The 13,394-nt window shown below is 70.4% G+C and carries 14 protein-coding genes and 1 pseudogene; 8 read left to right on the top strand and 7 right to left on the bottom strand.

Annotation, left to right across the window (positions count from 1 at the left end; all coding sequences use genetic code 11):
- Positions 1 to 182: 182 nt before the first annotated feature.
- Together ACF07S_RS07130 and ACF07S_RS07125 are read left to right on the top strand one after the other, a co-directional pair.
- Complete coding sequence (locus tag ACF07S_RS07130) at positions 183 to 860, top strand: response regulator transcription factor (protein WP_391963545.1); 678 nt, start codon at positions 183 to 185, stop codon at positions 858 to 860.
- 33 nt (positions 861 to 893) lie between these two features.
- Positions 894 to 2,168 (top strand): ATP-binding protein, encoded by a 1,275-nt coding sequence (locus ACF07S_RS07125; RefSeq protein WP_391963544.1) that lies wholly within the window; start codon positions 894 to 896, stop codon positions 2,166 to 2,168.
- Between the two features lie 129 nt (positions 2,169 to 2,297).
- Here ACF07S_RS07125 and ACF07S_RS07120 read toward each other — a convergent pair whose 3' ends face one another.
- Positions 2,298 to 2,807: a GtrA family protein gene (locus tag ACF07S_RS07120; protein ID WP_391963928.1), complete on the bottom strand. Its 510-nt coding sequence runs from the start codon at positions 2,805 to 2,807 to the stop codon at positions 2,298 to 2,300.
- Positions 2,808 to 2,958: 151 nt separating this feature from the next.
- Here ACF07S_RS07120 and ACF07S_RS07115 point away from each other — a divergent pair, with 151 nt between their 5' ends.
- The 5 genes and pseudogenes from ACF07S_RS07115 to ACF07S_RS07095 form a co-directional block, all read left to right on the top strand.
- Entirely contained in the window at positions 2,959 to 4,098 is a 1,140-nt protein-coding gene (locus ACF07S_RS07115; protein WP_391963543.1) for a 5-(carboxyamino)imidazole ribonucleotide synthase, read from the top strand.
- The gene (gene purE / locus ACF07S_RS07110) at positions 4,095 to 4,619 is read left to right on the top strand and encodes a 5-(carboxyamino)imidazole ribonucleotide mutase (protein ID WP_391963542.1); all 525 of its coding nucleotides are present in this window, start codon (positions 4,095 to 4,097) and stop codon (positions 4,617 to 4,619) included. Before ACF07S_RS07115 ends, purE begins: the two co-directional genes overlap by 4 nt.
- A gap of 5 nt (positions 4,620 to 4,624) precedes the next feature.
- Positions 4,625 to 5,812 (top strand): dipeptidase, encoded by a 1,188-nt coding sequence (locus ACF07S_RS07105; protein ID WP_391973805.1) that lies wholly within the window; start codon positions 4,625 to 4,627, stop codon positions 5,810 to 5,812.
- 189 nt (positions 5,813 to 6,001) lie between these two features.
- Positions 6,002 to 7,141, top strand: a complete 1,140-nt coding sequence (locus ACF07S_RS07100; protein WP_391973626.1) for a dipeptidase — start codon at positions 6,002 to 6,004, stop codon at positions 7,139 to 7,141.
- Between the two features lie 45 nt (positions 7,142 to 7,186).
- Positions 7,187 to 7,456: pseudogene (locus ACF07S_RS07095) on the top strand (Tn3 family transposase); the annotation flags it as partial.
- A gap of 321 nt (positions 7,457 to 7,777) precedes the next feature.
- On the opposite strand, the gene ACF07S_RS07090 reads toward ACF07S_RS07095, so the two are convergent.
- From ACF07S_RS07090 to ACF07S_RS07080, 3 genes are all read right to left on the bottom strand, one after another.
- Positions 7,778 to 8,524, bottom strand: a complete 747-nt coding sequence (locus tag ACF07S_RS07090; protein WP_391963926.1) for an SDR family oxidoreductase — start codon at positions 8,522 to 8,524, stop codon at positions 7,778 to 7,780.
- Between the two features lie 69 nt (positions 8,525 to 8,593).
- Entirely contained in the window at positions 8,594 to 9,664 is a 1,071-nt protein-coding gene (locus tag ACF07S_RS07085; RefSeq protein WP_391963540.1) for an aldo/keto reductase, read from the bottom strand.
- A gap of 69 nt (positions 9,665 to 9,733) precedes the next feature.
- Positions 9,734 to 10,459, bottom strand: a complete 726-nt coding sequence (locus ACF07S_RS07080; protein WP_366056245.1) for an SDR family oxidoreductase — start codon at positions 10,457 to 10,459, stop codon at positions 9,734 to 9,736.
- Between the two features lie 138 nt (positions 10,460 to 10,597).
- Between ACF07S_RS07080 and ACF07S_RS07075 the strand changes: the two genes are divergently transcribed.
- Positions 10,598 to 11,161 carry a TetR/AcrR family transcriptional regulator gene (locus ACF07S_RS07075; RefSeq protein ID WP_217235502.1) on the top strand — a complete coding sequence of 188 codons (564 nt, stop codon included), beginning with the start codon at positions 10,598 to 10,600 and terminating at the stop codon, positions 11,159 to 11,161.
- A 178-nt stretch (positions 11,162 to 11,339) separates the two neighbouring features.
- Here the strand turns inward: ACF07S_RS07075 and ACF07S_RS07070 are convergent, their stop codons facing one another.
- From ACF07S_RS07070 to ACF07S_RS07060, 3 genes are all read right to left on the bottom strand, one after another.
- Positions 11,340 to 11,825 carry a site-specific integrase gene (locus tag ACF07S_RS07070; RefSeq protein WP_391973625.1) on the bottom strand — a complete coding sequence of 162 codons (486 nt, stop codon included), beginning with the start codon at positions 11,823 to 11,825 and terminating at the stop codon, positions 11,340 to 11,342.
- A 160-nt stretch (positions 11,826 to 11,985) separates the two neighbouring features.
- Positions 11,986 to 12,798, bottom strand: a complete 813-nt coding sequence (locus tag ACF07S_RS07065; RefSeq protein WP_391963538.1) for a MerR family transcriptional regulator — start codon at positions 12,796 to 12,798, stop codon at positions 11,986 to 11,988.
- A 111-nt stretch (positions 12,799 to 12,909) separates the two neighbouring features.
- Positions 12,910 to 13,377 (bottom strand): recombinase family protein, encoded by a 468-nt coding sequence (locus ACF07S_RS07060; protein ID WP_391963925.1) that lies wholly within the window; start codon positions 13,375 to 13,377, stop codon positions 12,910 to 12,912.
- Positions 13,378 to 13,394: the final 17 nt, after the last annotated feature.

The following is a 13,394-nucleotide window of genomic DNA, read 5'->3' as shown; positions in this document are numbered from 1 at the left end:
GATGCGGATCACAGGTTTCAATGGAACCTAGATCACTCATTCGAAGGTCTTACCCGGGATCACCCCCCACGGCCGCAGGTCCACCCCAGGGGCGTCAAGGTGAGAAACGGGTGTGCGCGAGGTAGGGCCGGGCTTGGTGATCACGCCCCTGGTCCCGCCGCGGCGGGACTACCATCACTGGCATGACCCGAGTACTGCTCGCCGAGGACGACGCGTCCATTTCGGAGCCGCTGGCCCGTGCCCTGCGCCGGGAAGGCTACGAAGTCGAGGTGCGTGAGGACGGCCCCGGCGCACTCGACGCCGGAATGCAGGGGGGCGTCGACCTGGTGGTGCTCGACCTCGGACTGCCCGGCATGGACGGCCTGGAGGTCGCCCGCCGGCTCCGCTCCGAGGGGCACACGGTCCCGCTGCTGATCCTGACCGCACGCGCCGACGAGGTGGACACGGTCGTCGGCCTGGACGCGGGCGCCGACGACTACGTCACCAAGCCGTTCCGGCTGGCCGAACTGCTCGCCCGGGTACGCGCCCTGCTGCGGCGCGGCGCCACCGAGCCCCAGCAGCCGCCCGCCACCCACGGCGTGCGCATCGACGTCGAGTCGCACCGGGCGTGGATGGGCGACGAGGAGCTCCAGCTCACCGCCAAGGAGTTCGACCTGCTGCGGGTGCTGGTGCGGGACGCGGGCCGGGTCGTCACCCGCGACCAGTTGATGCGCGAGGTGTGGGACACCACCTGGTGGTCCTCCACCAAGACGCTCGACATGCACATCTCCTGGCTGCGCAAGAAGCTCGGCGACGACGCTGCCAACCCCCGCTACATCGCGACCGTGCGCGGCGTGGGCTTCCGTTTCGAGAAGAGCTGACCCCCGCCGGGGTCCGCCCGTGGGTAAGAGGACATGCGCCGCCGTCTGATCCAGTCCACGCTCGCCGTGGTGCTCGTCGTGATCGCCGTCTTCGGCGTCTCCCTGGTGATCGTCGAGACCCGCACGATCACCGGGAGCGCCCAGGAGCGCGTGGAGTCCGAGGCGGTGCGACTGGCCAGCATCGTCGACAGCCGGCTGATCGTCGAGGACCAGGTCACCGCCGAGATCCTCAGCAACCAGGTCACCGGGGACCGGTACGCCGTCATCCGGATCCCGGGCAAGCCGCCCATCGAGGTCGGCACCAAGCCGGACGGCGACGTCATCAGCGCCTCGGCACCCGGCGAGGAGGGCGAGACGGTCACCGTCGAGGAGCCGCGCTCCTCGGTGACCCGGGAGGTCGGCCGCACGCTGCTGATCATCGGGCTGGTGGCGCTGCTCGCGGTGATCGCGGCGGTGCTGCTGGCGGTCCGCCAGGCCAACCGGCTCGCCTCCCCGCTGACCGACCTCGCCGAGACCGCCGAACGGCTCGGCTCCGGCGATCCGCGCCCCCGCCACCGCCGCTACGGCGTTCCCGAGCTGGACCGGGTCGCGGACGTGCTGGACCGCTCCGCCGAGCGCATCGCCCGCATGCTGACCGCCGAGCGGCGCCTGGCCGCCGACGCCTCCCACCAGTTGCGCACCCCGCTGACCGCACTGTCCATGCGCCTGGAGGAGATCACCCTCACCGACGACCCGGACACGGTGAAGGAGGAGGCCACGATCGCGCTCACGCAGGTGGAGCGGCTGACGGACGTGGTGGAGCGGCTGCTGACCAATTCCCGGGACCCCCGCACCGGCTCCGCGGTCACCTTCGACCTCGACGAGGTGATCACGCAGCAGCTCGCGGAGTGGCGCCCCGCGTACCGCAGCGCCGGCCGCGCCATCGTCACCTCGGGCAAGCGGCACCTGCGGGCGGTGGGCACGCCGGGCGCGGTGGCCCAGGTGCTGGCGGCGCTGATCGAGAACTCGCTGATGCACGGGGGCGGCACGGTCGCCCTGCGCACCCGGGTCACCGGCAACCAGGTCGTCGTCGAGGTCACCGACGAGGGGCCCGGCGTCCCCGCCGAGCTGGGCTCACGGATTTTCGAACGGGCGATCAGCGGCCACAACTCCACCGGCATCGGCCTGGCCGTCGCGCGGGACCTCGCCGAGGCGGACGGCGGTCGGCTGGAGATGCTCCAGGCCAAACCGGCCGTCTTCGGCCTGTTCCTCTCCCGGACCCCTCCGCAGCGGTCCTCGCACGACGAGAACCGCCGCACGGTCCGCTGACCGGCCGGAGGGGCGTCGCACGGTCCGCCGACCGGCCGGAGAAACATCCCGCCGCCGGCCGGGAGGACATCGCACCGTCCGCGCCCCCGCTCGGGCGGCCCTGGCACGGTCCGTCGCCCGGGCGACGGGCTACGGCACCCGCTGCGTGGGGCGGCGGTCCGGCCTCCCGCCTTCCGCGACCGCCGCGTCGCGGGCCCCCGTCCCCGGCTCCCGCACCGGCAGCGCACGGAAGACCCACGTGCGGTAGGACCAGAAGCGGAACAGGGTGGCGACGCCGATGCCGAGGAACTTGAAGACGTTGCTCTGCAGCGGGCTGTCCCAGCCGAAACCGTAGGTCGCCGCGTACAGCACGCCGTTCTCGATCACCAGGCCGATCGCGCTGAACAGCAGGAACAGTGACATCTCCCGGGTCCGCCCGGACTTGTCGCGGTCGCGGTAGGTGAAGTACCGGAAGCCGACGTAGTTGAAGACGATCGCGACGACCGTCGCGATGACGCTCGCCCGCACCACCTGGAGGTCGGTCACCTGCCGCACCAGGTTGAACACGCCCAGGTTGACCAGCACGCCGACTCCGCCCACCGCGCCGAACTTGGCCACTTCGCGGAAGAGGCGCCGGATTCCCTGGGAACCGCGTTCCATCGCCTGCAGGCTCCCGTCCGTCGGTTGCGTCAACTCCGCCATGCTAACCACCCACCCGCGCGATCTTCCTGTGGACCGAGCCGGTGACCGGTGACCGTCCCGCCGGGCAGGCGGGATTCGGCCACCGCGGCGTGGCCGATACCCTGGGAGCGTGACGTTCCCGGTAGTCGGCATGGTCGGCGGGGGGCAGCTCGCTCGTATGACACACGAGGCGGGCATCCCGCTCGGCATCAGGTTCAAGCTTCTCAGTGACACTCCGCAGGATTCCGCGGCGCAGGTCGTCGGTGATGTCGTCGTCGGCGACTACCGCGACCTGGACACGCTGCGCGAGTTCGCGCGCGGCTGTGACGTGATCACCTTCGATCACGAACACGTGCCCACCGAGCACCTCAGGGCCCTGGAGGCGGACGGCGTCCCCGTCCGCCCGGGCCCCGACGCGCTGGTGCACGCCCAGGACAAGGGCGTGATGCGCGCGAGACTCGACGCGATCGGCGTGCCGTGCCCCCGGCACCGCATCGTCACCGATCCGGCGGACGTGGCCGCCTTCGCGGCCGAGGGCGACGGGTTCCCGGTCGTCCTCAAGACCGTCCGCGGCGGCTACGACGGCAAGGGCGTGTGGGTCGTCGACTCCGTCGAGGAGGCCGCCGAGCCGTTCCGGGCCGGTGTTCCCGTCCTCGCCGAGGAGAAGGTCGACTTCGTGCGCGAGCTGGCCGCCAACGTGGTCCGCTCCCCGCACGGCCAGGCCGTCGCCTACCCGGTGGTGGAGTCCCGCCAGGTCGCCGGCGTCTGCGACACCGTCATCGCCCCCGCGCCCGGCCTCGATGACTCCCTCGCGCTGAGGGCCGAGGAGATGGCGCTGAACATCGCCAAGGAACTCGGCGTCGTCGGCCACCTCGCCGTGGAGCTGTTCCAGACCCGCGACGGCCGCATCCTCGTCAACGAACTCGCGATGCGCCCGCACAACTCCGGCCACTGGTCGATGGACGGTGCGGTCACCTCCCAGTTCGCCAACCACGTCCGCGCCGTCCTCGACCTCCCGCTCGGCGACCCGCGCCCGCGCGCGAAGTGGACGGTCATGGTCAACGTCCTCGGCGGCGACTACCCGGACATGTACTCCGCGTACCTGCACTGCATGGCCCGCGACCCCCAGCTGAAGATCCACATGTACGGCAAGGACGTGAAGCCCGGCCGCAAGGTCGGCCACGTCAACACCTACGGCGACGACCTGGACGACGTGCTGGAGCGCGCCCGTCACGCAGCCGGATACCTGAGAGGCACGATCACCGAATGAGCCCAGTTGTCGGCATCGTCATGGGGTCGGACTCCGACTGGCCCGTCATGGAGGCCGCGGCCAAGGCCCTCGACGAGTTCGAGATCGCCTACGAGGTCGACGTCGTCTCCGCGCACCGCATGCCCCGCGAGATGATCGCGTACGGCGAGCAGGCCGCGGACCGCGGACTGAAGGCGATCATCGCGGGCGCGGGCGGCGCCGCCCACCTCCCCGGCATGCTCGCCTCGGTCACCCCGCTGCCGGTCATCGGCGTGCCCGTGCCGCTGAAGTACCTCGACGGCATGGACTCGCTGCTGTCCATCGTCCAGATGCCGGCCGGTGTCCCGGTCGCCACGGTGTCGGTGGCCGGCGCCCGCAACGCGGGCCTGCTCGCGGCCCGCATGCTCGCCGCCCACGACGAGGAACTCCTCGGCCGGATGCGGGAGTTCCAGCAGGAACTGAACGACCAGGCCACCGAGAAGGGCAAGCGGCTGCGCTCCAGGGCCGAAGGGTCCGCGGGCGGCTTCGGCTTCGGGAAGTGAGCCCCGTGACGTCCCTCGGCCGGGCCCGCGCGCTGCTGGCCGAGTTCCCCGTCGTCGACGGGCACAACGACCTGCCCTGGGCCCTGCGCGAGCAGGTCCGCTACGACCTGGACGCCCGCGACATCGCCGGCGACCAGAGCGCCCATCTGCACACCGACATCCCCCGGCTGCGGGCCGGCGGGGTCGGCGCGCAGTACTGGTCGGTGTACGTCCGCTCCGACCTGCCGGACGCGGTGACGGCGACGCTGGAGCAGATCGACTGCGTACGGCGGCTACTCGACCGGCACCCCGGGGAGCTGCGGGCCGCGCTGACCGCCGCCGACATGGAGGCCGCGCGCGCCGAGGGCCGGATCGCCTCCCTGATGGGCGCCGAGGGCGGCCACTCCATCGACAACTCCCTGGCCACCCTGCGCGCCCTGTACGCGCTCGGCGTGCGCTACCTGACCCTCACCCACAACGACAACGTGGCGTGGGCGGACTCGGCGACCGACGAGCCCGGCGTCGGCGGCCTGTCGGCCTTCGGCCGGGAGGTCGTGCGGGAGATGAACCGCGAGGGCATGCTGGTCGACCTGTCGCACGTGGCGGCGACGACGATGCGGGACGCGCTGGACACGTCCGCCGCGCCGGTGATCTTCTCGCACTCGTCCTCCCGGGCCGTGTGCGACCATCCGCGCAACATCCCCGACGACGTCCTGGAGCGGCTGCCCGCCAACGGCGGCATGGCGATGGTGACGTTCGTGCCGAAGTTCGTGCTCCAGGCGGCCGTCGACTGGACCGCCGCGGCCGACGAGAACATGCGCGCCCACGGCTTCCACCACCTCGACACCACCGCCGGGGCGATGGAGGTGCACCGCGCCTTCGAGGAGGCCCACCCCCGCCCCGTCGCCACGGCCGCCACCGTGGCCGACCACCTCGACCACATGCGCGAGGTCGCCGGCATCGACCACCTCGGCATCGGCGGCGACTACGACGGCACCGCGTTCACCCCCGACGGCCTGAACGACGTCTCCGCCTACCCGAACCTGATCGCCGAGCTGCTCGACCGCGGCTGGTCCAGGACCGACCTGTCCAAGCTGACCTGGCAGAACGCGGTCCGGGTGCTGGGCGCCGCCGAGGACGTGGCACGCGAGCTCCGATCGGCCCGCGCCCCCTCCCACGCCACCCTCGAGTCGCTGGACGGCACCGGGGACTGAGCGCCCGCGTCACGCGCGGGCGGGCCGCCCGGGGCCGGCACACGCCCGCACGGCCGCCCGCGCCGATCCGGCGTCGTCCCCCGAACGCCGCGTTCACCAGGAGGGACGCGGGAGCGGCGTGCGACGGTGACCGTACTGCGAACGCCCACGCGCGGGCACGCGCCCGGGTCACGACGTACGGAGCCCGTTATGGCCGATCTCCAGGACGACCTGTACCCCGCCGCCGAGGTCGGCCGGGCCGACGAGCCCGGCCCGCCCTGCCCCGAGGAGGCGGTCGTCGTCGCGCCGGATACCGGCGAACCCGTCTCCGACCCCGACGACGCCCCGCTGACCCGGGCCCGGGCCGTCCTGGCCGCACATCCCGTCGCCGACGGCTACAGCGGGCTGCCCCGGGCGCTGAGCCGGCTGGCCTGGTACGACCTCGACCTCGGCGAGAGCGCCGTCGACGCGGATGTGCCCCGGCTGCGCAGGGGCCGGGTCGGCGCCGTCTTCTGGTCGCTGCACCTGCCCGAGGACGACGCCGACGCCGACCGGCCCGTCGTCGCCGCCCTGGAGCAGCTGGACCTGGCGAAGGCGGTCCTCGCCGCCCACGACGAGAGTCTGCGTCCGGCCCGCACCGTCGGCCAGCTCGCCGACGCCCGCAACTGCGGCCGGGTCGCCGTCCTGTTCGGGCCCGTCCGGGCCGCCGCCCTCGGCGACTCCCTGAGCGTGCTGCGCGCCCTGCACGACCACGGGCTGCGGGTGCTCACCCTGACCGGCGTCTCCTGGGCGGGCCCCGCCGGACTGACCCGGTTCGGCGACGAGGTCGTCCGCGAGATGAACCGCATCGGCATGATCGCCGACCTCTCCCACGCCTCCACCCCGGTGGTCCGCCGCGTCCTCACCGTCTCCAGGGCGCCCGTGCTGTTCAGCCGCTCCGCCGCCCGCGCACTGCGCCCCCACCCGGCCAACCTCCCCGACGACCTGCTCGCCGAGGTGGGGGAGGCCAAGGGCCTGTGCATGGTGCCGCTGACCGCCGAGCAGGCCGGCCCGACCGTGCGGGACGTCGCCGACCACCTCGACCACATCCGCACCCTCGCCGGCCCGGAGTGCGTCGGCCTGTCCGGCACCTACGACACCGGCAGCGCCCACCCGCAGGAACTGCACGACACCTCCTGCTACCCGAGGCTGATCGCGGAGCTGCTGCGGCGCGGCTGGGACGACTCCGAGGTCGGCTTGCTGACCTGGGGCAACGTCCAGCGGGTACTGCGCGGCGCCGACTTCGCCGCACACACGGCCCAGCAGCGCCGCCCGCCGTCGACGGCGACCCTCGCCGCCCTGGACGGCTGAACCGCCGCCCTGGGGCGCTGAGCCGTCGTTAAGGAGTCCCCGGAGGTATCGATGCTCGCGCTGCATCTGCTCCAGTCCGCCCTGGTCCACGTCAACACGCTGCTGATGCAGCAGGTCCTCGCCGATCCGAAGTGGTCTGACACACTCACCGACGCGGACCGGCGGGCGCTCCCCCCGCTGTTGTGGACCCATGTGAATCCCTACGGCCGGTTCGAGCTGGGCATGAACAGACGCCTCGACCTGGACCTGACCGCCCGGGACGCCGTGCCCGGGCCGCGCGCCCCCGAGGGTAGACCGGCGGCGGCCCTGGGGTGAGGAGCTGGGGCTCCGATCGCCTACGAACAGCATCTGGTCACCAGCACCCTCGCCGCATAACGACACAAACAGGTGTCCACTTCACGGAGGAAGGTGCAGTCGGCGTGTCTTTGTGGGCCGCGACAACCTCCTGGTGCGAGCATCTTGACGCCGTCGCCGTCGAACTCGATGGCCGCCCACACAAAACGCTCGGCTGGGAAACCCCAGCCGAGCGCCTGCATAAACTGCTCGCGGCCTGATCGACACGACCACGTGTTGCAGCTCCCCGCTGAAACCGCCGTGGTAGCGGGCCTTACGCCCGTGGCGGGACGGCAGACGAGCTCAGAGCTGGGTTTCGCCGCCATCCACGGCCAGCTCGATGCCGGTGGTGTACGTGGCATCGAAGGCGAGGAATGCGGCCGCCTTGGCGAACTCTTCGACGGTGCCGTAGCGCTTCATAGGGTTGCTCGCGGTCCGCTCCGCCCTGAACTGGTCAGCGGCCTCTTTGGACAAGTTCATCGTTTCCAGAATCCCCGAGTCGATGGGACCCGGGCTGATCGCATTGACACGGATTCCCCGCGGAAGCAGCTCCCGGGAGAAGGTGCGGGCCATCGAGCGCAGCGCCGCCTTGCCGGCCGCGTAGACGCTGGTGTCCACCATGCCGATGACGTTCGCGATCGAGGTGGTGAGGACGATGCCGGCGTTCGCGCTCAGCAGCGGAGCGAGCTTCTGCACAGTGAAGAAGGCGCCCTTGACGTTGATCGCGAACAGCTCGTCGTACACGTCCTCGGTCGTCGACTCGAGGGGCGTGAGGGGTGAGATGCCGGCGTTGACGAACAATGCCTCGATCGAGCCGAGCTCGCTCTTTACACGGCCGACGAGCATATCCAGGTCGGACAGTGAGGCCACATCCGCCCGGACAGCCACGGCATTCTCGCCGAGCCGCTCGCGTGCCGCGTCGAGCTTGGCCTGAGAACGGCCGGTGATCACCACGCGGGCTCCGCCTTGCACCAGCAGCTCCGCCAGCGCGAGCCCCATGCCGCTGCTGCCACCCGTGATCACCACATTCTTGTCGCTGTACCTACCCATACCGAGGTTGCTCCGTTCCATCATCAAAAACATGTCGATATGTCTGGATGTCGCCATTCATGAAGCGAATCAGCCGAGGGTTTCGATCTTCATGTCGCCTGTGGTGACCGTGCGGATGTGATCGCTGGCGAGCAGGTCGTGCGGATTGCCGAGGTCGATGGAGCTGACCTCGTCGAGGCGGGCCAGCTGGGAAGGAGTGAGGTCGACCTGCAGAGCACCTAGGTTGTCCTCCAGCTGCGCGATGGTGCGGGCGCCGATGATGGGTGCCGTCACGCCCGGGGTGTTCAGGGTCCAGGCCAGTGCGACCTGGGCGGGTGTGCGGCCTAGTTCCGAGGCCACCTCCTTCACCACATCGGCAATGGCAAGGTTGCGGTCGGTGACCCATCCCAGGGCGACGTTGAGGCTCTTGCGGTTGCTGGCGGTTTCGCCGACAACGGAGCCCGCCTGGTTCTGGTCCTCCCGGCTGTACTTGCCGGTGAGCACCCCGCCGCCCAATGGGGAGAAGGGGACCACGCCGAGTCCCATCTCGCGTGCCATCGGGATCAGGTCACGCTCCGCGGTGCGCTCGATCAGGCTGTACTCGGTCTCCAGTGCGACCAGTGGTGACCAGCCGCGCAGGTCGGCGATCGCCTGCATGCGCGACACCTGCCAGGCCGGGGCGCTGGAGATCGCCACGTACAGCACCTTGCTCTGCCTCACCAGGTCGTCCAGGCCCCGCAGGATCTCCTCCACCGGCGTCCTGAAGTCCCATACGTTCACGTAGAGCAGATCGATGTAGTCGGTGTTCAGCTGCCGCAGACTGGCTTCCACCGACGCCAGCATGCTCTTGCGGTGGGTACCCCCGGAATTCGGGTCACCGGGCTGACGCAGCGTCGAGTACTTCGTCGCCAGCACCATCTTGTCGCGGTTGGTGCGGGCGAATTCGCCGAGCAGTCGCTCGGAGCTGCCGTTGGTGTAGGTGCTGGCGGTGTCGAAGAAGTTGCCGCCGAGCTCGGTGTAACGGTCGAAGAGCTTGCGCGCCTCGTCGCGCTCGGCGCCCCAGCCCCACTCGGTGCCGAAGGTCGCCGTGCCCAGCGCCAGCGGTGAGACCCGGAGTCCGGAGCGGCCCAGCAGCCGATAGGTGTCGAGAGTGAGTGCCATCGTGTTCTCCTGTGAGGTGCGGTTCGTGGCGTTCGAGAGGTGCGGATTGGTGGTCGACTCGCCCGGGTTTCAGGCGCCGAGCCCGTAGCCGCCGGCCACGGTGATGTCCTGGCCGGTGATGTAGCCGGCGGCGTCCGAGGCGAGGAAGGCGACTGCTTCCGCGACCTCCTGGCTGGTTCCGAAGCGCTTGAAGGGGATCTTCGAACGCATGGCGTCCCGGCCGCTCTCGGGCACCCCCAGCTTGTTGAGCAGCGGGGTGTCGGTGGCCCCGGGGCTCACGGCGTTGACGCGAATCCTGCGTGGGGCCAGTTCGAGCGCGAGGGAGGGCAGCATGGCCAGCAGCGCGCCGCGTGTCGCCGCCCCCACCGTGGCGCCAGGGGTGCCGCGACGGGATCCGATGCCGACGGTCAGCACGATCGAGCCGCCGTCGTTCATGAGGGGAAGGGCCTTTTGGAGGGTGAAGTACTGGCCCTTGAAGTTGAGGTCGGCGTGCTCGTCGAACGATTCCTCCGTCACCTCGGCAACCGGTGCCGGACGGAAGATCCCGGCGTTGAGGAAGAGCAGGTCCAACGATCCGAACCGCGCCGACACCGCCGACATCAGGGCGTCGGTGTCGGAGAGCACGCGCCCGTCGGATCGGACGACGAGCACGTCACCGGGGAGCTCGGACTGCGCCCGCGCGAGGGATTCGGGATTCTGGCCGGTGACCGCGACCTGGTAGCCGCGGGCGTGCAGCAGCTCGGCCGTCGCTCTGCCGATCCCGGTCGTCCCCCCGGTGATGACCGCTGTAGGCATGGCAAACCTTTCGTCGCTGAAGCGATGGGTGAGACCACCCGTAATCGGGGAACTCCCCGGTTGTCTCACCGTACACTGAACCGGGGACATCCCCGAATCGTTCCCGAGCCTCATCCGACACTCACGATCGCGAAGGTCATGACACCTCCACGCAGCACCCTGCGCGCCGACGCGCAGCGCAACCGCGAGCAGTTGATCGCCACGGCCGCCGAAGCCTTCGCCTCCGGACGCCCGATCTCGCTGGACGCGATCGCCAAACGCGCGGGAGTGGGGAACGCCACCCTGTACAGGCACTTCCCCACCCGAGAGGATCTGGTCGAAGAGGTCTACCGGGACCAGATCCGCCCCTTGCGCGAAGACGCGCGCACCCTGCTGGCTACCAAGCCGCCCGCACAGGCCCTCCACGCGTGGATGCTCCGATTCGCCGACTGGGCCGGCGAACGACGCGGCATCTGCGAGGCCCTGGTCGCCATGAGCGCTTCCGGCCGCTTCGGCACCGGACCGGTCTGCGACGAGGTCCAGCAAGTCCTGGCGATGGTGCTCGAGGCCGGTGCCACAGCAGGAGAACTGCGCAGCGACATCGACCCGGTCGAGGTAGGCGGCATCCTCGCCGGTTTGCTCTCCGTGGCCGGCGCACCCGAGCAGCGCCCCCAACTGAACCGCATGCTGGACGTCGTCGTCGACGGACTCAGGCCCCGCTAAGCGATACGCCAGCGGTTCGGCGAGGCGTCGGCCCATGCCGGACGGCATGGCTGCGGCCGCGGCGGTCGTGGCGCCCCAGACCTTGGTGAGGACCGTCGGGATGGTTGCCTACGTTCGGCTCGTTCCCCGCCTCGCGACAGCGCCCGAACGGCTCGTCAGGTGTCCCTGCCGTCGCCGCTCAAGGGTGATCGACGTGCCGGGCGACTGCGTCGACGCTGGGGCGGGCGTAGCGTTCCAGGGAGCGGACGGATGCGTGGCGGGAGCGGGTCAGCAGCATCGGGGCGGAGGTGCCGCCCTCGGCGTCGTGTGTCAGGGCACTGTGGCGTAGCCGATGGAGCGTCCAGCCGTTCAGGTCCTCGATGTCCTCGGGCGAGGCGAGAGGGTTGGCCAGTAGCCGGGTGTTCTCCTTGGAGATTTTCTCGGCCCGGCGATAGGAGAGCCGGGCCCGGCCGGTCTCGGAGCACACGTCCAGCGTGGGTGTTCCGGTCGGGGCCTTGCGGTCGGTGAGGAACAGCGGGCCGCGGGTGCGACGGGCGATCAGTCGGGGCAGAAGCCGGGCGGTGCCGGACTGCCAGTGAATCCACTCGACCGCCCCGCCCTTGGCGGTGATCCTGCCGCGCTTGTCCTGCGGATATGCGGATATAGGTCCTCCACGTTCAGGCACAGCACCTCATCGGCGCGGGCCGCCGACTCGTGGAGCATCTTCCGGAACGTCTTCTTGTCAGCTTTCGAAGTCGGCTGCGCAGATGCCCGAAGTCGTCTGCACTCGCTGATGGCGGATCACGCTGGGGCCAGCCAGGAGAGCCTGGCTGGCTCTTCTCTTGTCAGGCCCTGCTCACCGGTTCTTGGAGTTCGGTGACCCACTCGTCGTGGTTGTCGGGGCATTCCAGGTTGATCTCTCGGGGGTAGCCGACCGAGCGGTAGCCGTTGGCGTCGATCCAGCGGCCGAGGGTCTGGACGGTGGGCAGGACGGTCTCCATCGAGCCGCGGTGCATGACGGTCGCCGCCTGCTCGACGGGCGGCAGGTCCACGATCTGCAGCCCGTCGTCTTCGCTGAGGGGCGCGGAGACCTCGACGCCCGCGTGAATGAGGATCCCGCCGTCCGGCGCGTCCTCGTAGTAGGCGACCCCGGGCCCGGAGGGGGCGATGCCCGCCGCCTCCAGACGCCGGAACAGTTCGTCGTACAGCGGTTGGATGACCGGGCCGATGGTGTCGAAGTCTGGTGCCACTCCGGTCAGTTCGGCCACCCGCACGCTCGGCAGGCTCTTCAGTACAACATCGTTGCTGGGCATCTGCCCCTCGCTCTCAATCGAGCGGAGCCTCGCCTCGACTTGGGCCAGCCGGGCCGCCGCGGCCGTCATCGCCGCCTCCAGCTCGGCGCGCCGCAGCCGGAGCATGGCGCGCAGCTCCTCGGTGGTCACCTTTTCGTCCAGGATCGCCTGGACCTGCTGGAGGGTGAAGCCGAGGTCCTTGAGCGCGATGACGCGGTTGAGGCGGGCCAGCTGGGCGGCTGTGTAGTAGCGGTAGCCGGTGGCCGGGTCGACGTGGGCCGGGCGCAGCAGGCCGGTCGCGTCGTAATGACGCAGCATCCGGACCGAGACGCGGCCGTGCCGGGCGAAGTCTCCGATGGTGAACATGATGTCTCCGAGTTGACCGCCTGACACGGTGTGAGGGTCAAGAACACTGCTCGGATGCCGGGCAAAGACCGTGAGCAAGATCGGTGACGGCTCTCCGTCTGATGCCGCGGCTCACTCTTGCAGATAGCGGTGCAGGGAGGTCTTCGGGATGCCGGTCTTGGCGCTGATCTCGCCGTAGCTGGTGCCCTGGGCTTTCAGCAGGCGCGCATATTCGATTTTCTCGGCGGGGTGGGCGACCGGTCGGCCGATGCGGCGGCCGGCGGCTTCGGCGACGGTGCGGGCATGGGCGGCGCGTTCGGCGGTGAAGGTGCGTTCCATCTCTGCGAACAGGGCCAGAAGGAGGAAGGCGATGCGGGCCATGCCTTCGTCGGCGGTGTTGATCGGCAAGGGGTCGGCAAGGGAGCGCACGCCGATCTGTTTCTCGTCGAGGTCGTGGACGAGGTTGAGGACTTCGCGCAGGTTGCGGCCGAGCCGGTCGAGGGTGTGCACGACGACGGTGTCCCCGGGGCGGGCGTAGGCGAGCAGGTCGGCCAGGCCGGGGTGCTCGACGGTGGCTCCGCTCTTCTTGTCCACGTAGATCCGGTCGTTGGGGATGC

The organism is Streptomyces sp. NPDC016640 (assembly GCF_043076215.1).
Lineage (GTDB): Bacteria > Actinomycetota > Actinomycetes > Streptomycetales > Streptomycetaceae > Streptomyces.
This window is presented reverse-complemented; position numbering and strand designations above follow the sequence as displayed.

Excerpts from the sequence above, each read along its gene's own strand:
- ACF07S_RS07130 (WP_391963545.1), top strand. The coding sequence starts at position 183 with ATGACCCGAGTACTGCTCGCCGAGGACGACGCGTCCATTTCGGAGCCG.
- ACF07S_RS07125 (WP_391963544.1), top strand. The coding sequence starts at position 894 with ATGCGCCGCCGTCTGATCCAGTCCACGCTCGCCGTGGTGCTCGTCGTG.
- ACF07S_RS07120 (WP_391963928.1), bottom strand. The coding sequence starts at position 2,807 with ATGGAACGCGGTTCCCAGGGAATCCGGCGCCTCTTCCGCGAAGTGGCC.
- purE (WP_391963542.1), top strand. The coding sequence starts at position 4,095 with ATGAGCCCAGTTGTCGGCATCGTCATGGGGTCGGACTCCGACTGGCCC.
- ACF07S_RS07100 (WP_391973626.1), top strand. The coding sequence starts at position 6,002 with ATGGCCGATCTCCAGGACGACCTGTACCCCGCCGCCGAGGTCGGCCGG.
- ACF07S_RS07090 (WP_391963926.1), bottom strand. The coding sequence starts at position 8,524 with ATGGGTAGGTACAGCGACAAGAATGTGGTGATCACGGGTGGCAGCAGC.
- ACF07S_RS07085 (WP_391963540.1), bottom strand. The coding sequence starts at position 9,664 with ATGGCACTCACTCTCGACACCTATCGGCTGCTGGGCCGCTCCGGACTC.
- ACF07S_RS07080 (WP_366056245.1), bottom strand. The coding sequence starts at position 10,459 with ATGCCTACAGCGGTCATCACCGGGGGGACGACCGGGATCGGCAGAGCG.
- ACF07S_RS07075 (WP_217235502.1), top strand. The coding sequence starts at position 10,598 with ATGACACCTCCACGCAGCACCCTGCGCGCCGACGCGCAGCGCAACCGC.
- ACF07S_RS07065 (WP_391963538.1), bottom strand. The coding sequence starts at position 12,798 with ATGTTCACCATCGGAGACTTCGCCCGGCACGGCCGCGTCTCGGTCCGG.